General features: G+C 51.5%; 17 protein-coding genes and 2 pseudogenes. 1 reads left to right on the plus strand and 18 read right to left on the minus strand.

The window, feature by feature from the left end:
- The 16 genes and pseudogenes from ACUU1I_RS13580 to asnC form a co-directional block, all read right to left on the minus strand.
- Positions 1 to 88, minus strand: a pseudogene (locus ACUU1I_RS13580) (hypothetical protein); the annotation flags it as partial.
- Positions 89 to 203: 115 nt separating this feature from the next.
- Entirely contained in the window at positions 204 to 2,033 is a 1,830-nt protein-coding gene (glmS, locus tag ACUU1I_RS13585) for a glutamine--fructose-6-phosphate transaminase (isomerizing) (RefSeq protein ID WP_000334086.1), read from the minus strand.
- A 161-nt stretch (positions 2,034 to 2,194) separates the two neighbouring features.
- Positions 2,195 to 3,565, minus strand: coding sequence for a bifunctional UDP-N-acetylglucosamine diphosphorylase/glucosamine-1-phosphate N-acetyltransferase GlmU (glmU, locus tag ACUU1I_RS13590; protein WP_000933750.1), 1,371 nt, complete (start codon positions 3,563 to 3,565; stop codon positions 2,195 to 2,197).
- Positions 3,566 to 3,916: 351 nt separating this feature from the next.
- Entirely contained in the window at positions 3,917 to 4,336 is a 420-nt protein-coding gene (locus ACUU1I_RS13595) for a F0F1 ATP synthase subunit epsilon (RefSeq protein ID WP_001251965.1), read from the minus strand.
- A gap of 20 nt (positions 4,337 to 4,356) precedes the next feature.
- Positions 4,357 to 5,739 carry a F0F1 ATP synthase subunit beta gene (gene atpD / locus ACUU1I_RS13600; RefSeq protein ID WP_000190506.1) on the minus strand — a complete coding sequence of 461 codons (1,383 nt, stop codon included), beginning with the start codon at positions 5,737 to 5,739 and terminating at the stop codon, positions 4,357 to 4,359.
- Positions 5,740 to 5,765: 26 nt separating this feature from the next.
- Positions 5,766 to 6,629 carry a F0F1 ATP synthase subunit gamma gene (gene atpG, locus ACUU1I_RS13605; protein ID WP_000896498.1) on the minus strand — a complete coding sequence of 288 codons (864 nt, stop codon included), beginning with the start codon at positions 6,627 to 6,629 and terminating at the stop codon, positions 5,766 to 5,768.
- A 50-nt stretch (positions 6,630 to 6,679) separates the two neighbouring features.
- Positions 6,680 to 8,221: a F0F1 ATP synthase subunit alpha gene (gene atpA / locus ACUU1I_RS13610; protein ID WP_001176745.1), complete on the minus strand. Its 1,542-nt coding sequence runs from the start codon at positions 8,219 to 8,221 to the stop codon at positions 6,680 to 6,682.
- A 12-nt stretch (positions 8,222 to 8,233) separates the two neighbouring features.
- Positions 8,234 to 8,767 carry a F0F1 ATP synthase subunit delta gene (atpH, locus tag ACUU1I_RS13615; RefSeq protein WP_001288587.1) on the minus strand — a complete coding sequence of 178 codons (534 nt, stop codon included), beginning with the start codon at positions 8,765 to 8,767 and terminating at the stop codon, positions 8,234 to 8,236.
- A gap of 14 nt (positions 8,768 to 8,781) precedes the next feature.
- Complete coding sequence (gene atpF / locus ACUU1I_RS13620; protein ID WP_001052216.1) at positions 8,782 to 9,252, minus strand: F0F1 ATP synthase subunit B; 471 nt, start codon at positions 9,250 to 9,252, stop codon at positions 8,782 to 8,784.
- 61 nt (positions 9,253 to 9,313) lie between these two features.
- Complete coding sequence (gene atpE, locus ACUU1I_RS13625; protein WP_000429386.1) at positions 9,314 to 9,553, minus strand: F0F1 ATP synthase subunit C; 240 nt, start codon at positions 9,551 to 9,553, stop codon at positions 9,314 to 9,316.
- A 46-nt stretch (positions 9,554 to 9,599) separates the two neighbouring features.
- Entirely contained in the window at positions 9,600 to 10,415 is an 816-nt protein-coding gene (gene atpB / locus ACUU1I_RS13630; protein ID WP_000135623.1) for a F0F1 ATP synthase subunit A, read from the minus strand.
- Between the two features lie 8 nt (positions 10,416 to 10,423).
- Complete coding sequence (gene atpI, locus ACUU1I_RS13635; RefSeq protein ID WP_000116695.1) at positions 10,424 to 10,804, minus strand: F0F1 ATP synthase subunit I; 381 nt, start codon at positions 10,802 to 10,804, stop codon at positions 10,424 to 10,426.
- A gap of 616 nt (positions 10,805 to 11,420) precedes the next feature.
- Positions 11,421 to 12,044, minus strand: coding sequence for a 16S rRNA (guanine(527)-N(7))-methyltransferase RsmG (gene rsmG, locus ACUU1I_RS13640; protein ID WP_000932839.1), 624 nt, complete (start codon positions 12,042 to 12,044; stop codon positions 11,421 to 11,423).
- Between the two features lie 63 nt (positions 12,045 to 12,107).
- Positions 12,108 to 13,997 carry a tRNA uridine-5-carboxymethylaminomethyl(34) synthesis enzyme MnmG gene (gene mnmG / locus ACUU1I_RS13645; protein ID WP_000499814.1) on the minus strand — a complete coding sequence of 630 codons (1,890 nt, stop codon included), beginning with the start codon at positions 13,995 to 13,997 and terminating at the stop codon, positions 12,108 to 12,110.
- Between the two features lie 378 nt (positions 13,998 to 14,375).
- Positions 14,376 to 14,819, minus strand: a complete 444-nt coding sequence (mioC, locus tag ACUU1I_RS13650) for an FMN-binding protein MioC (protein ID WP_000763742.1) — start codon at positions 14,817 to 14,819, stop codon at positions 14,376 to 14,378.
- A gap of 89 nt (positions 14,820 to 14,908) precedes the next feature.
- Positions 14,909 to 15,367 (minus strand): transcriptional regulator AsnC, encoded by a 459-nt coding sequence (gene asnC / locus ACUU1I_RS13655; RefSeq protein WP_000432970.1) that lies wholly within the window; start codon positions 15,365 to 15,367, stop codon positions 14,909 to 14,911.
- Positions 15,368 to 15,518: 151 nt separating this feature from the next.
- On the opposite strand from asnC, the gene asnA reads away from it, so the two are divergent.
- Positions 15,519 to 16,511 carry an aspartate--ammonia ligase gene (gene asnA / locus ACUU1I_RS13660; protein ID WP_000845096.1) on the plus strand — a complete coding sequence of 331 codons (993 nt, stop codon included), beginning with the start codon at positions 15,519 to 15,521 and terminating at the stop codon, positions 16,509 to 16,511.
- Between the two features lie 4 nt (positions 16,512 to 16,515).
- Here asnA and viaA read toward each other — a convergent pair.
- Positions 16,516 to 17,967, minus strand: a pseudogene (gene viaA, locus ACUU1I_RS13665) (ATPase RavA stimulator ViaA).
- Entirely contained in the window at positions 17,961 to 19,457 is a 1,497-nt protein-coding gene (gene ravA, locus ACUU1I_RS13670; RefSeq protein WP_005071724.1) for an ATPase RavA, read from the minus strand. The pseudogene viaA and the gene ravA overlap by 7 nt, the downstream one beginning before the upstream one ends.
- Positions 19,458 to 19,553: the final 96 nt, after the last annotated feature.

Below are 19,553 nucleotides of genomic sequence, written 5' to 3' on the forward strand. Positions count from 1 at the left end.
CAACGAAGGGGCGATTGCCCGGCAGCATGATGTCCAGGCGATTCACAATCTGGTGAAGAGGTTCTTTACGCTCAAGCGCCTGTCCAATGTGCATAAAAAAATCCGGAAACAAGTGAGCGTTTCCGGATTCTTACACAGCCACTGGATCGGTCAACTGATCGGCATTACACCGGTCGGCAGCCCTTTTTTATCTATGATAGTGATTACTCAACCGTAACCGATTTTGCCAGGTTACGCGGCTGGTCAACGTCGGTGCCTTTGATCAGCGCGACATGGTAAGCCAGCAGCTGCAGCGGAACGGTGTAGAAGATCGGTGCAATCACCTCTTCCACATGCGGCATCTCGATGATGTGCATGTTATCGCTACTTACAAAACCCGCATCCTGATCGGCGAAGACATACAATTGACCGCCACGCGCGCGAACTTCTTCAATGTTGGATTTCAGTTTTTCCAACAGTTCGTTGTTCGGTGCAACGACGATAACCGGCATATCCGCGTCAATCAGCGCCAGCGGGCCGTGTTTCAGCTCGCCTGCAGCGTAGGCTTCAGCGTGAATGTAAGAGATCTCTTTCAGCTTCAATGCGCCTTCCAGCGCGATTGGGTACTGATCGCCACGGCCCAGGAACAGCGCGTGATGTTTGTCAGAGAAATCTTCTGCCAGAGCTTCAATGCGTTTATCCTGAGACAGCATCTGCTCAATACGGCTCGGCAGCGCCTGCAGACCATGCACAATGTCATGTTCAATGGAGGCATCCAGACCTTTCAGGCGAGACAGCTTCGCCACCAGCATCAACAGCACAGTTAACTGAGTGGTGAATGCTTTAGTGGACGCCACGCCGATTTCCGTACCCGCGTTGGTCATCAGCGCCAGATCGGATTCGCGCACCAGAGAAGAACCCGGAACGTTACAGATTGCCAGCGAACCAAGGTAACCCAGCTCTTTCGACAGACGCAGGCCCGCCAGGGTATCCGCGGTTTCGCCAGACTGTGACAAGGTGATCATCAGGCTGTTACGACGCACGGCAGATTTACGATAGCGGAATTCAGAGGCGATTTCGACGTCGCACGGAATACCTGCCAGCGATTCAAACCAGTAGCGGGAAACCATACCGGAGTTATAAGAAGTACCACAGGCGAGGATCTGAATATGCTCAACCTTCGACAGCAGTTCGTCGGCGTTCGGTCCCAGCTCGCTTAAATCAACCTGACCGTGGCTGATGCGCCCGGTAAGGGTGTTTTTTATCGCGTTCGGCTGTTCGTAGATCTCTTTCTGCATGTAGTGACGGTAAATACCTTTATCGCCCGCGTCATATTGCAGATTGGATTCGATATCCTGACGTTTTACTTCCGCGCCAGTTTTATCGAAGATGTTTACCGAACGGCGAGTGATTTCCGCAATATCGCCCTCTTCAAGGAAGATAAAGCGACGGGTCACCGGCAACAGCGCCAGCTGGTCAGAAGCGATAAAGTTTTCGCCCATACCCAGGCCAATCACCAGCGGACTACCAGAACGTGCCGCCAGCAGGGTATCCGGGTGACGGGAGTCCATGATCACTGTACCGTACGCACCGCGCAGCTGCGGGATAGCACGCAGAACAGCCTCACGCAGAGTCCCGCCTTGTTTCAGCTCCCAGTTCACCAGATGGGCAATCACTTCGGTGTCGGTTTCAGAAACGAAGGTATAGCCACGCGCTTTTAACTCTTCACGCAGCGGTTCATGGTTTTCGATGATGCCATTATGCACCACCACAATGTGTTCAGAAACATGCGGATGCGCGTTAGCTTCTGAAGGTTCACCGTGGGTCGCCCAGCGAGTGTGAGCAATACCGGTGCCGCCATGCAGAGGATGTTCTTCCGCTGCCTGAGCCAGCATCTGGACTTTACCGAGGCGACGCAGGCGAGTCATATGACCTTCCGCATCAACAACGGCCAGACCGGCAGAGTCATATCCGCGGTATTCCAGACGACGTAAACCTTCAAGAAGGATTTCTGCTACATCACGTTGCGCGATCGCGCCAACAATTCCACACATAGTTTTTGATTCCGATTTATATCGTTGTCGGTCAACCTGTATGCCCGTTTTTTCGGGCGCCCCGAGCCTTGTAGAGAGTGGGGTTATTTTTATAGTTACTGCTTGTGGGAGGGAGATTATGTTATCTCCTCATCCCAGATGACCGGATTACCCGGCCAGAATTACTTTTTCTTTACCGGACGACGCCAGCCTTCTTTCTGAGTCTGCGGCACACGGCTGATAGCTAATGCATTTTCGCCGACATTACGCGTCACAGTTGTACCCGCAGCAATGGTCGCGCCTTTGCCTACTGTTACCGGGGCCACCAGCTGAGTGTCGGAACCGACAAACACATCGTCGCCGATAATGGTCTTAAATTTATTCGCACCATCGTAGTTGCAGGTAATGGTTCCCGCGCCGATGTTAACGTTATCGCCAATTTCCGCATCGCCTAGGTAAGTCAGATGCCCGGCTTTCGTGCCTTTACCCAGACGCGCTTTTTTCATCTCAACGAAGTTACCAACGTGTGCACCTTCCAGCAACTCAGCACCAGGACGCAGACGGGCAAACGGGCCAATAGTACAGGCCGCTGCCAGATTCGCGTCTTCCACAACGGTATACGGACTGATTTCGCAATCATCGCCAATCACGCTGTTTTTAATCACGCAACCGGTGCCGATTTTCACGCGATGACCGAGAGTCACGTTGCCCTCGATGATAACGTTAGTATCAATTTCAACATCGCGCCCGTGAGTAAGCGTACCGCGCAGATCAAAACGCGCCGGATCGCGCAGCATAACGCCTGCTAACAGCAGTTTTTCAGCCTGTTCGGACTGGTAAACGCGCTCCAGACGGGAGAGTTGCAGGCGGTTATTCACACCTTCTACTTCGCTTAAACGTTGCGGATGAACGGCGACGATTTCACGCCCTTCCTGATACGCCAGCGCAATAATGTCGGTGATGTAGTATTCGCCCTGAGCATTATTGTTGGTCAGCTTCGCCAGCCAGCGTTTCATACCTGCGCCGTTGGCAATCAGAATGCCGGTGTTGATCTCCTGAATCTGACGCTGCTCGTCGGTGGCATCTTTGTGCTCAACAATGCCGGTAACTTTGCCATTTTCACGGGTGATACGTCCATAACCGGTCGGATCATCCAGTTTCACCGTCAGCAGACCAATGCCACCCTGGGGTTTAGCATCACGCAGGCGCTGGAGTGTTTCGACAGAGATCAGCGGCACGTCGCCGTAGAGCATTAAAATGTCTTCATCATCGGCAAAGAAAGGTGCGGCCTGCTGCATTGCATGACCCGTACCCAGCTGCTCTGCCTGAAGCACCCAGTTAAGGTTGTCGTCTTTCAGCGCCTGTTTAAGCAGATCGCCGCCGTGACCGTACACCAGGTGAACGTGCGCTGCGCCTAATTCATTCGCAGCATCAATGACATGCTGAACCATCGCTTTCCCGGCAAGGGTATGCAGCACTTTCGGAAGATCGGAATACATGCGCGTGCCTTTGCCTGCGGCAAGGATCACTACGCTCATAGCATTATTCAACATACGCGTCCTGACTGTAATTTGAGAACGAATTTAAACCGCTTCACCTTGAAAAAACTACATTTTTTTCATCGTGAAATGGACAGAGGATAAATTGTTCAATAACGGATTATCCCCGCTGACGAAAGTGCCATTTTCGACCATCGTCACGCCTTTTGTCTGCAGAAAATTAAGGCAGTACCTTCATTTAAGCGTCAGGTGGATGTTTTTGCTCTTATTTCGATCAATGAATAAACGGGAAAACAGGGGGGTTTTATATCAGCAGGATCTATGTGAACGCTCTTCAGGACGGGTCAACGCGTAAAAAAAAGCCAGCCTGTTTCCAGACTGGCTTTTGTGCTTTTCAAGCCGGTGTTACATCGCTTTTTTGGTCAACTCGATAACGCGCAGCTGCGCGATCGCTTTGGCCAGTTCCGCAGACGCCTGAGCGTAATCTACGTCGCCGTGAGAGCTGCTAATGTGCTCTTCAGCCTTACGTTTCGCTTCCATGGCTCGCGCTTCGTCGAGATCCTGGCCGCGAATTGCAGTGTCGGCCAGAACGGTCACGTTGCCAGGCTGCACTTCAAGAATGCCGCCAGACAGATAGATAAACTCTTCGTGACCGTGCTGTTTCACGATGCGAATCATACCAGGCTTAATGGCGGTGAGCAGCGGTGCGTGGCCAGGGTAGATCCCCAGTTCACCTTCGCTACCCGTTACCTGGATTTTCTCGACCAGACCAGAGAACATTTGTTGCTCTGCGCTGACGACGTCCAGGTGGTAAGTCATTGCCATATCACCCTCCGATTAAGGCGTTAAAGTTTTTTGGCTTTTTCCACAGCTTCTTCGATGGAACCGACCATGTAGAACGCCTGCTCCGGCAGGTGATCGTATTCGCCTTCCATGATGCCTTTAAAGCCACGGATGGTGTCTTTCAGGGAGACGTATTTACCCGGAGAACCGGTGAATACTTCTGCCACGAAGAACGGCTGGGACAGGAAGCGCTGGATCTTACGAGCACGCGCTACCACCAGTTTGTCTTCTTCAGACAGTTCATCCATACCCAGGATGGCGATGATGTCTTTCAGTTCCTGATAACGTTGCAGGATGGACTGAACGCCACGCGCGGTGTCGTAGTGTTCCTGACCAACCACCAGCGGGTCCAGCTGACGGCTGGTGGAGTCCAGCGGGTCAACGGCCGGGTAGATACCCAGAGACGCGATCTGACGGCTCAGTACCACGGTTGCGTCAAGGTGCGCAAAGGTGGTTGCCGGAGACGGGTCAGTCAAGTCATCCGCAGGTACGTATACCGCCTGTACGGAGGTGATAGAACCAGTTTTGGTGGAGGTGATACGTTCCTGCAGAACGCCCATCTCTTCCGCCAGGGTCGGCTGATAACCTACCGCTGAAGGCATACGGCCCAGCAGTGCGGATACTTCCGTACCGGCCAGGGTGTAACGATAGATGTTGTCAACGAACAGCAGAACGTCACGACCTTCGTCACGGAATTTCTCAGCCATGGTCAGACCGGTCAGAGCAACGCGCAGACGGTTTCCCGGCGGCTCGTTCATCTGGCCATACACCAGGGATACTTTGTCGATAACGTTGGAGTCGGTCATTTCGTGGTAGAAGTCGTTACCCTCACGAGTACGTTCACCTACGCCCGCAAACACAGAGTAACCGGAGTGCTCGATCGCGATGTTACGAATGAGCTCCATCATGTTTACGGTTTTACCTACACCCGCACCACCGAACAGACCAACTTTACCGCCCTTAGCGAACGGACACATCAGGTCGATAACTTTGATACCGGTTTCCAGCAGTTCCTGAGAGTTTGACAGCTCTTCGTAGGAAGGTGCTGCGCGGTGAATCGCCCAACGCTCTTCTTCACCGATCTCGCCTTTCATGTCGACCGGTTCACCCAGTACGTTCATGATACGGCCCAGAGTCGCTTTACCTACCGGGACTTCGATCGGGTGTTCGAGGTCTTTTACATCCAGACCGCGACGCAGACCGTCGGAGGAACCCATTGCGATGGTACGCACGATACCGCCGCCGAGCTGCTGCTGAACTTCCAGCACCAGACGCTCATTACCATTTTGCACCTCAAGAGCATCGTACACGCGCGGTACGGCATCCTGAGGGAATTCGACGTCAACTACGGCGCCGATTACCTGGACAATCTTTCCAGTAGCCATCTTAAATCCTCTACGAAATAACCTGTTTAAACCGCGGCGGCCCCCGAGACGATCTCGGTGAGTTCCTGAGTAATGCTGGCCTGACGAGCTTTGTTGTATACCAACTGCAGCTCTTTAATCAGGCTGCCGCCATTGTCGGTCGCGGCTTTCATCGCCACCATACGGGCGGCCTGCTCGCTGGCCAGGTTTTCAACCACGCCCTGATAAACCTGAGATTCGACATAACGACGCAGCAGGGTATCCAGCAACGCCTTCGGATCGGGTTCGTACAGGTAATCCCAGGATTTATGTTTCAGATCATCATCATCTGATGCCGGTAACGGCAGCAGCTGGCTGATGGTCGGAACCTGAGACATGGTGTTAATAAATTTGTTGCTGACAATGTAAAGCTTGTCCAGACGGCCTTCGTCGTAGGCCTGCAACATCACTTTTACCGGACCGATCAGTTCGGACAGGGAAGGGTTATCCCCCATGCCGGTGACCTGGGCAACAACATTGCCGCCCACGGAGTTGAAGAACGACACGCCTTTCGAGCCGATCATTGCGAGGTCGCATTGAACGCCTTTGTCGGTCCAGGTCTTCATTTCCGCCAGCAGTTTTTTGAACAGGTTAATGTTCAAACCACCGCACAAACCACGGTCGGTCGACACCACCAGGTAGCCCACGCGTTTAACGTCGCGGTCTTCCAGGTAAGGGTGCTTATATTCCAGATTACCGTGTGCAAGGTGACCAATCACTTTGCGCATGGTTTCTGCATAAGGACGGCTGGCCGCCATGCGATCCTGCGATTTACGCATTTTGGAAGCGGCGACCATCTCCATCGCTTTAGTGATCTTTTGCGTGTTCTGGACGCTTGCGATCTTACTACGTATCTCTTTTGCGCCGGCCATGAGCTTCTCCTCAATGCCTTGCGGCCTGCCCTAAGGCAAGCCGCCAGACGTTACCAGGATTGGGTTGCTTTGAAGGAATCGAGGATGCCTTTCAGCTTGCCTTCGATTTCGTCGTTGTAGCCACCGGTCTGGTTGATCTCTTGCATCAACGGAGCGTGATCACGGTCGACGTAAGCCAGCAGAGCGGCTTCGAAGCTGCCAATTTTCGACAGTTCAACATCCGCCAGGTAACCACGTTCTGCTGCGAACAGAACCAGAGACTGCTGCGCAACGGACATCGGCGCATACTGTTTCTGTTTCAGCAGTTCGGTCACTTTCTGACCGTGGTCAAGCTGCTTACGTGTTGCATCGTCAAGGTCGGATGCAAACTGAGAGAACGCTGCCAGTTCACGATACTGTGCCAGAGCGGTACGGATACCACCGGACAGTTTTTTCATGATCTTGGTCTGTGCTGCACCACCAACACGGGATACGGAAATACCCGGGTTAACCGCAGGACGAATACCGGCGTTGAACAGGTTGGTTTCCAGGAAGATCTGACCATCGGTAATGGAGATTACGTTGGTCGGAACGAACGCAGAAACGTCACCCGCCTGAGTTTCGATAATCGGCAGTGCGGTCAGAGAACCGGTTTTCCCTTTCACTTCACCTTTGGTGAAGGCTTCAACGTATTCGGCGTTAACACGTGCAGCACGCTCCAGCAGACGAGAGTGGAGGTAGAAAACGTCGCCCGGGAATGCTTCACGTCCTGGCGGACGACGGAGCAGCAGGGAGATCTGACGGTAAGCAACAGCCTGTTTAGACAGGTCATCGTAAATGATCAGCGCATCTTCACCGCGGTCACGGAAGTATTCGCCCATTGCGCAACCGGCATACGGTGCCAGGTATTGCAGTGCAGCGGATTCAGACGCGGTTGCTACCACAACGATGGTGTTAGCCAGTGCGCCGTGCTCTTCCAGTTTACGTACCACGTTAGAAATGGTGGACGCTTTCTGGCCGATAGCGACATAGATACATTTGATACCGGAATCGCGCTGGTTGATGATGGCATCGATAGCCAGTGCGGTTTTACCTGTCTGACGGTCACCGATGATCAATTCACGCTGACCACGACCGATTGGGATCATGGAGTCAACGGCTTTATAACCGGTCTGTACCGGCTGATCTACGGACTGACGTTCGATAACGCCCGGAGCGATTGCTTCTACAGCAGAGAAGCCGTCGTGATCCAGCGGACCTTTACCGTCGATTGGTGCACCCAGAGTGTTAACCACACGGCCCAGCAGGCCACGGCCAACCGGAACTTCCAGGATACGGCCAGTACACTTAACTTTCATGCCTTCGGCAAGGTCAGCGTACGGACCCATAACAACCGCACCTACAGAGTCGCGCTCGAGGTTCAGTGCGATAGCGTAACGGTTACCCGGCAGGGAGATCATTTCACCCTGCATACAATCGGCCAGGCCGTGAATGCGGATAACACCGTCACTTACAGAAACAATAGTACCTTCGTTGTGAGCTTCACTCACAACATTGAACTGAGCAATGCGCTGCTTGATCAGTTCGCTGATTTCGGTGGAATTCAGTTGCATGCTCCAGTCCCCTTAAGACTGCAAGACGTCTGCAAGGCGCTCAAGACGACCGCGTACGCTGCCATCAATGACCATATCACCCGCTCGGATGATAACGCCTGCCATTACAGACTTATCGATTTTGCAATTCAGCTTAACTTTGCGTGACAGACGTTTTTCCATCGCAGCAGAAATTTTCGCGAGCTGTTGTTCACTCAGTGCGGCAGCGGAAATGACGTCTACCTCAGCGGTAGCCTCACTCACGGCACGAAGGTGAATAAACTGCTCCAGAACATCCGGGAGCGCGTTAAGACGACCATTTTCAGCCATTACCCGAATCAGGTTCTGACCGTTTTCGTCCAGTTGCTCACCACAAACTGCGATAAACGACTCGGCGAGCGTTTCTGGCGCAAGCGCGCCAGAGAGAAGCTCTGCCATTTGTTCGTTTTTGGTTACCTCGGCGGCAAACGCCAGCATGTCCTGCCAGCGTTCTACACTTTGGTGTTCGACGGCAAAGTCAAAAGCTGCTTTGGCGTAGGGGCGAGCTACCGTAATAAATTCAGACATCAGCCCCTCCCTCCTTACAGTTCAGCGACAAGTTTATCCACGATGTCGCTGTTAGCAGCTTCATCCACGGAACGTTCGATGATCTTCTCGGCGCCAGCAACAGCCAGGATAGCAACTTGCTTACGCAGCTCTTCACGGGCACGTTTACGCTCGGCTTCAATTTCAGCCTGCGCCTGGGCCACGATTTTAGTACGTTCCTGTTCTGCCTCAGCTTTCGCTTCGTCCAGAATCTGCGAGCGGAGTTTATTCGCCTGCTCGATGATTACCTGGGCTTCCGCTTTCGCTTTTTTCAGCTGGTCGGTCGCGCTGGCCTTTGCAAGGTCAAGGTCCTTATGTGCTCGTTCTGCGGAAGCAAGGCCGTCAGCAATTTCTTTTTGACGTTTTTCGATGGCTGCCATTAATGGCGGCCATACGTACTTCATGCAGAACAGAACGAACAGGACAAACGCGATGGCCTGGCCGAGGATTGTTGCGTTAAGATTCACAGCACAATGCCTCTATTTAGTTAACGTTCTGATATTGCTCTTTAAATAAAAGCAACGCTTACTACGCGACAGCGAACATCACGTACAGACCCAGACCTACAGCGATCATCGGGATAGCATCCACCAGACCCATAACGATAAAGAACTGAGTACGCAGCAGAGGAATCAGATCAGGTTGACGCGCTGCGCCTTCCAGGAATTTACCCCCGAGGATGCCGATACCGATCGCAGCACCGATTGCCGCCAGACCCATCATCACAGCGGCAGCCATGTACAGCAGATCCATATTCAGGTTTTCCATGACAGTCTCCAGTTTGTTTCAGTTAAAACGTAGTAGTGTTGGTAAATTAATGTTCTTCAGACGCCATCGACAGATAGACGATCGTCAGAACCATGAAGATGAAGGCTTGCAGCGTAATGATCAGGATGTGGAAAATGGCCCACGGCACATTCAGGATCCACTGTGACCACCACGGCAACAGACCAGCAATCAGAATGAAAATCAGCTCACCGGCATACATGTTACCGAACAGTCGCAAACCGAGTGAAACTGGTTTGGACAGCAGGCTTACCCCTTCAAGGATTAAGTTGACAGGAATGAACGCCCAGTGATTGAACGGCTGCAGCGTCAACTCTTTCGTGAAGCCGCCGATGCCTTTCATTTTGATGTTGTAGAACAGAATCAGGATAAATACGCCCAGTGCCATAGACAGCGTTACGTTCACGTCCGCAGACGGAACCACACGCAGTGCAGGCAGACCCAGTACATGTTCAGCAATGTACGGCAGCAAGTCGATAGGCAGTAAATCCATCAGATTCATCAGGAATACCCAGACGAAGATCGTCAGGGCCAGCGGAGCAATCAGCTTGCTTTTGCCATGGTACATGTCTTTCACGCTACCATTAACAAAGCCGATCACCAGCTCAATCGCGGTCTGAAACTTACCTGGCACACCGCTGGTCGCCTTTTTGGCTACGCTACGGAATAAAACCAAGAACAACAGACCCAGCACCACCGAGAAGAACATGGAGTCAATATTGATTGTCCAGAAGGTGGCTGGGGGGTTTTGTGGATCCACCAGCGAGAATGTACGCAGGTCCAGCTGAAGGTTATTCAGGTGGTGTCCTATGTAATCCTGCGGCGTCATATTTTCTGAAGCCATGATGCCTTTTACCCTTTGTTGTTAATTACAGCCGGTGCCAGTATCTGAACCACCAGCACCAAAACCCACGTAACGATCAGCGGCAAGAATACCGCCTTTAAAACCGCCAACGCCACCACCAGTAACACCAACATCGCCAGAACTTTGAAAGCTTCGCCAAATGCGAATGTCCAAGCCACCCGGCCTTTCGCTGGTGTATGCGCCTGGTGACGCCAGGCAAATATCATAAACAAAACGTTAGGCAGAAAGACTGCCAGGCCCCCGCTTATTGCAGAGACGCCCCAGAAGGGGTCTTTGAGGCTGAACAGCAATCCACTTGCTATCACCACCAGTAACTGAACGAGCAGAAGCTTCCGAGCAACGTTTCGACTCACGAGCGACACAGACATCACGTTTTTCACTCCTGCTCCCTTCGAGGTATGCCGCGTGTCGTATAAAACTTTCTTTAAGGCTTAGAGTCAAGCATCAAAAAGCGGTCAAATTATACGGTGCGCCCCCGTGATTTCAAACAATAAGTAGCCAAAAGGTGAATAAATGTTTAAATATTTTTCCAGTGCATACAATTGCGACTTTTCCGCTACCCCTGTTCGATCATGAAAAACTGTAAATAACGCGTAAACACTGGTGATAAAGCGTGCTTCAGATCACATATTGCGCATGTTCGCGCACAGCATATTTATTTACTTGGCAAATGATGCCTTTGCAAGTTTATGATATTTCAGTCTAAAAACAGATACTGTTTTAATAAATGACATTTACACAACAAAAACCACCCATTGACATTTTTAATAATGTTTTAACAGCCAATGATGGTTCTTAGCGCCGATTTTTAGCAGACTGATATTTTCACTAATGACTTATTTTCTGCTTACCAAAAAAAGCCACGTTATCTTGTTGATGCAAAAGAGTGAACGTGGCGTTAAATGTAACCAGTTATATCAGTAGAAAACCTGGTTGTTGTTAACAGTCTAACCGGTCAATTTTTTATGATTTTTTTGATAAAAATTAAATTTTATTTGCTTTAATCACCACCAGATGACGTTCGCCATCCAGGGCTGGAACCTGAAGTTTAACCACTGATTCGACCTGATATTCTTCGGGCAACAAAGCGATTTCATCTTCCGGCATTTGCCCTTTCAGCGCGTAGAAACGGCCTTGCTCACCAGGAAGATGGTGGCACCAGCTCACCATATCGTTCAGAGAGGCAAAAGCGCGGCTAATTACGCCATCAAATGGCGGCTCTGAAGGAAACTCTTCTACCCTGCTCTGTACTGGTTCAATATTCTCCAGTTTAAGCTCATGTTGCACCTGACGAAGGAAACGCACGCGTTTACCAAGGCTATCCAACAGAGTGAAATGGGCTTCAGGACGCACGATAGAGAGTGGAATGCCTGGCAGTCCTGGTCCGGTGCCGACATCGATAAACCGTTCACCTTGCAGATACGGTGCCACCACAATGCTATCGAGAATATGGCGTACCAGCATCTCATTAGGATCGCGGACCGAAGTCAGGTTGTACGCTTTGTTCCATTTATGCAGCATATTCACGTAGGCAATAAGCTGGTTTTTCTGGTGATCAGTAAGCGAAATACCTGCGTCTTTCAGCAGTAAGGAGAGTTTGTTGAGCACGGTGATTACCTGTTCTTGATGCGTTGCTTGGTAAGCGGGTGCTTACCAGGCATTTTTAATGCGTTATGCGCTACGACGCAGCATACCCTGTTTTTTCAGCCACACCAGCAGAATGGAGATGGCCGCAGGCGTGACGCCAGAAATACGCGAAGCCTGGCCGATAGAGGCCGGTTTGTGATCGTTAAGTTTGGCGATCACTTCGTTAGAAAGACCGGATACCTGGCGGTAATCCAGTGTCGCGGGTAGCAGGGTGTTCTCGTTACGCAGCTGCTTTTCGATCTCATCTTGCTGGCGCGCGATATAACCTTCGTATTTAACCTGAATCTCAACCTGTTCCGCCGCCTGTTCGTCTGTCAACGCAGGGGCAAACGGCGTCAGCGTGGTTAATTTTTCATAAGTCATTTCCGGACGACGCAGCAGATCTTCACCACTGGCTTCACGGGAAAGCGGCGCAGTCAGGTGAGCATTCACTTCGGCTGCAGCTTCCGCCGACGGGGTTACCCAGGTCGATTTCAGACGCTGACGCTCACGCTCGATATTCTCAAGTTTCTCGTTAAAGCGCGCCCAACGTTCGTCATCCACCAGGCCCAGTTCACGACCGATTTCAGTCAAACGCAGATCCGCATTATCTTCGCGCAGCATCAGACGATATTCTGCGCGCGAAGTAAACATACGATACGGTTCTTTGGTTCCTAAAGTGCACAGGTCATCAACCAGTACGCCGAGATACGCCTGAGAACGTGCCGGAGCCCAACCTTCTTTGTCAGCAGACAGACGGGCAGCGTTAAGACCGGCCAGCAAACCTTGCGCAGCGGCTTCTTCGTAACCGGTAGTGCCGTTAATCTGACCAGCAAAGAACAGCCCCTGGATAAACTTGCTCTCCAGCGTCGGTTTCAGGTCGCGAGGATCGAAGAAGTCATACTCAATGGCATAACCCGGACGCACGATCTTCGCGTTTTCCATCCCCTGCATAGAGCGGACGATTTGCATCTGCACATCGAACGGCAGGCTGGTGGAGATACCGTTCGGATAAATTTCATTAGAGGTCAGTCCTTCCGGTTCAAGGAAGATCTGATGCTGATTTCTGTCTGCGAAGCGCATGACTTTGTCTTCGATCGACGGGCAGTAGCGTGGGCCGACACCTTCGATCACCCCTGCATACATTGGGCTACGATCGAGGTTACTGCGGATCACATCATGGGTTTTCTCGTTGGTATGAGTGATATAACACGGCACCTGCTGGGGATGCAGGGACGCATTGCCCATAAACGAGAATACCGGCATTGGGTTATCGCCATGTTGTTGCGCCAGCACGCTAAAGTCGATGGTTCGAGCATCAATACGCGGCGGAGTACCGGTTTTCAGACGACCAACGCGCAGCGGCAGTTCACGCAAACGGCGAGAGAGCGGAATGGATGGCGGATCGCCAGCACGGCCACCGCTGTAATTATCCAGACCGATATGAATTTTGCCGTCGAGGAACGTCCCAACGGTGAGCACCACAGCTTTGGCACGGAACTTCAGTCCCATTTGGGTAACAGCACCGACCACGCGATCGTTTTCGACAATAAGATCTTCAACCGCCTGCTGGAAGATCATCAGGTTCGGTTGGTTCTCCAGCGCCGTACGTACCGCCTGACGGTAGCGCACACGATCCGCCTGAGCTCGGGTAGCGCGAACCGCCGGTCCTTTGCTTGCGTTTAGTATCCTAAACTGGATACCCGCTTGATCGATCGCTTTCGCCATCAGACCGCCGAGTGCATCCACTTCTTTTACCAGATGTCCCTTCCCAATACCGCCGATCGCCGGGTTGCAGCTCATCTGCCCCAGAGTGTCGATATTGTGTGTCAAAAGCAGAGTCTGTTGACCCATACGCGCCGCAGCCATCGCGGCCTCGGTGCCTGCATGACCCCCGCCAATGATGATGACGTCAAAAGGATCCGGATAAAACATGGTGATTGCCTCGCATAACGCGGTATGAAAATGGATTGAAGCCCGGGCCGTGGATTCTACTCAACTTTGTCGGCTTGAGAAAGACCTGGGATCCTGGGTATTAAAAAGAAGATCTATTTATTTAGAGATCTGTTCTATTGTGATCTCTTATTAGGATCGCACTGCCCTGTGGATAACAAGGATCCGACTTTTAAGATCAACAACCTGGAAAGGATCATTAACTGTGAATGATCGGTGATCCTGGACCGTATAAGCTGGGATCAGAATGAGGGGTTATACACAACTCAAAAACTGAACAACGGTTGTTCTTTGGATAACTACCGGTTGATCCAAGCTTCCTGACAGAGTTATCCACAGTAGATCGCACGATCTGTATACTTATTTGAGTAAATTAATCCACGATCCCAGCCATTCTTCTGCCGGATCTTCCGGAATGTCGTGATCAAGAATGTTGATCTTCAGTGTTTCGCCTGTCTGTTTTGCACCGGAATTTTTGAGTTCTGCCTCGAGTTTATCGATAGCCCCACAAAAGGTGTCATATTCACGACTGCCAATACCGATTGCGCCAAAGCGGACCGCAGAAAGATCGGGCTTCTGTTCCTGCAATGCTTCATAGAAAGGAGAAAGGTTGTCCGGAATATCTCCGGCACCGTGGGTGGAGCTGATAACCAGCCAGATCCCCGAGGCAGATAAATCTTCCAACAGCGGACCGTGCAGCGTTTCGGTGGTAAAACCCGCCTCTTCCAGCTTTTCAGCCAGGTGTTCTGCTACATATTCGGCACCGCCGAGGGTGCTGCCGCTGATAAGAGTGATATCTGCCATAAACCGCCACCTTTATTAAGAGTGGCGTATTGTACGCTGTGAACGCGTTGGGATCTACCTGTGGAAAAGTATGGGATTAAAAAAGCCGATCAGGGCTTGATGGTACGCATGATCGGGTTTTGCAGGACGATCAATGTCTCGGTGGACTGAATTTCATCAATTGTTTGGATCTTGTTGATAAGTACATGCTGGAGAGCGTCGATCGAACGGCACATAACTTTTATAAAGATGCTGTAGTGGCCGGTTGTGTAATAGGCTTCAGTGACTTCATCAAGGCTTTCCAGCTTTGCCAGCGCGGAAGGGTAGTCTTTGGCGCTCTTTAATATAATGCCGATAAAGCAGCCTACGTCATAACCGAGCTGCTTCGGGCTGACATCAATACGCGCCCCGGTAATGATCCCCGCCTGCTTCATTTTCTCTACTCGAACGTGAATCGTCCCCGGACTGACGCCAAATTGTTTCGCCAGTTCGGCGTAAGCGGTGCGCGCATTGCCCATTAATGCTTCCAGGATGCCACGGTCCAGATTGTCGATCAGATAATTTTCCATAGGATTTTCTTATGCAGATTGATGATTCATTCTATTTTAGCCTTCTTTTTTAATGAATCAAAAGTGTGTTAGGCTTTTTATTGAATGATTATTGCATGTGTGTCGGTTTTTGTTGCTTAATCATAAGCAACAGGACGCAGGAGTATAAAAAATGAAAACCGCTTACATTGCCAAACAACGCCAAATTAGCTTCGTGAAATCTCACTTTTCTCGCCAACTGGAAGAACGTCTGGGGCTGATCGAAGTCCAGGCGCCGATTCTTAGCCGTGTGGGGGATGGCACGCAGGATAACTTGTCGGGCTGTGAAAAAGCGGTGCAGGTAAAAGTGAAAGCTCTGCCTGATGCCCAGTTCGAAGTGGTTCATTCACTGGCGAAGTGGAAACGTCAGACCTTAGGGCAACACGACTTCAGCGCGGGCGAAGGGCTGTACACGCACATGAAAGCCCTTCGCCCCGATGAAGACCGTCTTTCTCCGTTGCACTCGGTCTATGTTGACCAGTGGGACTGGGAACGCGTAATGGGCGACGGTGAGCGTCAATTCTCGACTCTGAAAAGCACGGTAGAGGCGATCTGGGCGGGAATTAAAGCAACCGAAGCTGCGGTTAACGAAGAGTTTGGCCTGGCACCGTTCCTGCCGGATCAGATTCACTTCGTACACAGCCAGGAGTTACTGTCTCGTTATCCGGATCTCGATGCCAAAGGGCGTGAGCGGGCGATTGCGAAAGATCTTGGCGCGGTATTCCTCGTCGGGATTGGCGGCAAGTTGAGTGATGGTCATCGTCACGACGTGCGCGCACCGGATTATGATGACTGGAGCACCCCGTCAGAGCTGGGCCATGCGGGCCTGAACGGCGATATTCTGGTGTGGAACCCGGTACTGGAAGATGCGTTTGAGCTTTCTTCCATGGGGATCCGCGTGGATGCCGACACGCTGAAGCATCAGCTGGCGCTGACCGGTGATGAAGATCGTCTGCAGCTGGAATGGCATCAGGCGCTGCTGCGCGGTGAAATGCCGCAGACCATCGGCGGCGGTATCGGCCAGTCTCGTTTGACTATGCTGCTGCTGCAACTGCCGCATATCGGCCAGGTTCAGTGTGGAGTATGGCCAGTTGCTGTTCGCGAGAGCGTCCCTTCTCTGCTGTAATAATTTATCGCCGCCAGCGTCTGAGCAGGCGGCTTCGCATCCCGGTATCAAAGCGCCAGATATGATCGAAAATGCGCATGATGCCGGGTTTGCCGTGTGCCGACATCGCCACGGCATGAAAGCGATGCTGATGTACCCGCTGCAGCTCTTTCACTTTACTCGTCACGTCGTCAGGCAACCGCTGAGCGATAAAATCAGAAATCACCACCGCATCGGCATCAAACCATTCCCTGCTTTGCAAGCGTTCCATAATGGCGCGAAAACAACTGGCAAGATCGGTGCCGCCACGAAACTGCTGGCTTAAAAAACGGATTGCTTGTTCGATGCCTTGTGGGCCTGAAAGCTCATAACGGACGATCTCGGTGGAAAATAGCATAATATAACAGCGCCGGTTTTCAGCGAGAGCAATGCGCATCAAAGCCAGGCAGAACGCTTTCGCACACTGTTCATTAAAGCCGCCCATTGAGCCGGAAGTATCCACACAGACAATAAACGGCCCGCGCGGCTGTTCATCGTAATCTTTATGTACCACCGGACGTTCGAGCACTTTTTCACGCCACGACTCACCGTGCAGGCGATAGGTGAGCAACTGTTTTTCCACCAGCCGACGGTAAAACTCATACTCCAGTTCCGTTATCCCTAGTGTCGCCAGTTCTGGCGGCAGGAGACGTAAAATATCATCGCTTTGTTGCAGACCATCAACCTGCTCAGGAACCGTCGCCGGTTCGCGCACCATGGTGCGGAAGGTTTCCATCTACGCATCGTTGCGCGGTATTGATTTGGCTTCCCGAGAACGCCCCGGCTGCTCTGCCAGGCGTTTCAGTTCCGGCTGTTCGTTAAGAAATTCACCGTATTTCACAATAAACTGATAGTCGCCACGTTTAAGCTGACCGGCGCTCATATCCCACAGACGACCAGCTGCGGTATTGTTATCTGCGAGAATCGGTTCAAGTTGTCCGCTCAGCGTCATGCGTTCCTGAACTTCACTTAACAGTTGTTCGCGTTCTTCTTCTAATAGCTGTTGATTTAACGTCGTTGCTTGCACGATCAGACTTAAACGCCAACGCTGGAGAAAAAGCGTGTGTAACGCTGAAGTTATTGTGCTGTTAGCATCAACCAACTGCCGGGCTTGTTCTGCCCATGGGGAATTCAGACGATGCAGTAAGTCTAGGATCTGTGGTAGCTGCACAATAAACTGCGGCGTGGAGAGGAGCTGGCTTTGCTGATAGCACATCACCTCTTCGGTGAGTTCCGGCGGGACTCGGGCATCTTTCAGCCGACTGCGCAGCGCCTCACGCCAGCGGGGAACATCATCAGTGATTGCCGCCTTCAGTCGTGGGAATTTTTCAAAGAAGACCGCCAGCTGCGGTGAGGCCAGCAGTGCGATGATCATCTCTTCGATCAATCCCTCTTCGCTGACGGCCAGCATCACATTAAGCGTATCCAGCGTTAGCATTGTTGTGCCTGGCGAATCTGTGCACCGACATCCTGTAGGCTGGCTTCAATGCGACCTAACCAGTCGCCAGGGATAAACAGACATTTTTGCTGTTCGCTGAATAAAGCGTGTTGCTTACGCCAGTCGCTTTCAAGCTCTTCCAGTTGTTGTTTTATTTCACCTGGCAGACCTTCAGCCGATGAACCGGGAAGTGCCAGCGTACTGCCTTGTAAACTTACATCGCGTACAACAAGATGTTGGGTGCTATCAACTTCCAGATTCAGTTTCTGGGCAAAGCCGATACCGTTCAGTTTGCCGCGAATTTCACCACCTTTACTCAGCCACTGTTCCAGCGCGCTACGCTCAAAGGAGATATGAACCACTTCCATATCATGCAGTTTTAACGGTTTTTGCAGCAGCAGAGTCAGAGTGGAAGCAGTAACGTTAACAGGAAGTTGATACTGCTGACGACGGCTGAAAATGCCGCCCAGACGAATTAACGTTAAGGCTGTTTTATCGCTTTGTTGCTGCTGGAGTTGCAGGTGACGTTGCACAATCGCGCCCAGGCGGGTCAACATCCCTTGCTGTTGCCAGGCATGACCGGTCATCAATACATCAATTTGTTGTTGTATCAAATTCAGGCTTTGCGCGTCATACCACAGGCAATCTTTCAGCAAAATGAGATCAACCGGGGCAACAGCACTGCGACCGCTAAAAAAGGCGCTGGCCTGCAATAAGCGGATCGCTTTTTTCCAGCGACGATCCGAGACATAAGGCGCATCCGGTAATTTATCCAGTTGCTGGCGCAGCATAAAAATCAGCTCAAATACATGATCGGGCAGCGTAATTTCACCAATCTCTTTCTGCCAGCGTTCATATTCTTCATCTGTGACCTGCAAGGCATCAGGAACCGGATTGTCGTTTTCATCCTGTTGACTGGTCAGCATGGAGCGGAAATTCGCTTTATCTTGCACTTTATCTAACCATAGACGAATCAGCATGCGGTCATATAACGCTTCCAGACTGCTGTCTGCTTCCGGCAGCTCGTTGGAGGCCGCCACCAGTAGACGCATCGGGATTTTTTCTACGTGTGCACCGTTGCGGAACTGGCGCTCGTTAATGGCGGTGAGCAAGGTATTAAGAATTGCCGGGCCCGCTTTCCAGATCTCATCCAGAAAGACGATTTCTGCTTCCGGCAGGTAACCGCTGGTTAAACGTTCATAGCGCCCTTCATCTTTTAGCGCCTGAATAGAAAGGGGACCAAAAACTTCTTCCGGCGTGGAGAAGCGGGTCATCAGATATTCAAACGCGCGGGCATTCTGAAAGGCGAATTTTAAGCGCCGGGCGATCAAACTTTTGGCAATACCTGGCGGGCCAAGGAGGAACACACTTTCACCACTTAATGCCGCTAATAAACACAAGCGGATGGCGTGGCTACGTTCATAAAGCCCCTTTTCCAACGAACTGCTCAGGCGGGAAATTCTTTCCGCTAATAAATGAGGGTGAGCCATAATGAAGTGGCGTCCTTTCGTCAAAAGTTCTGCGTAAATTGCGAGTATAGACGTTTCTTGCTGGTGGCTAAAATAGTCTCAAAGGGGGGTAATACC

The sequence above is a fragment of the Shigella sp. SIG3 genome (assembly GCF_053555855.1).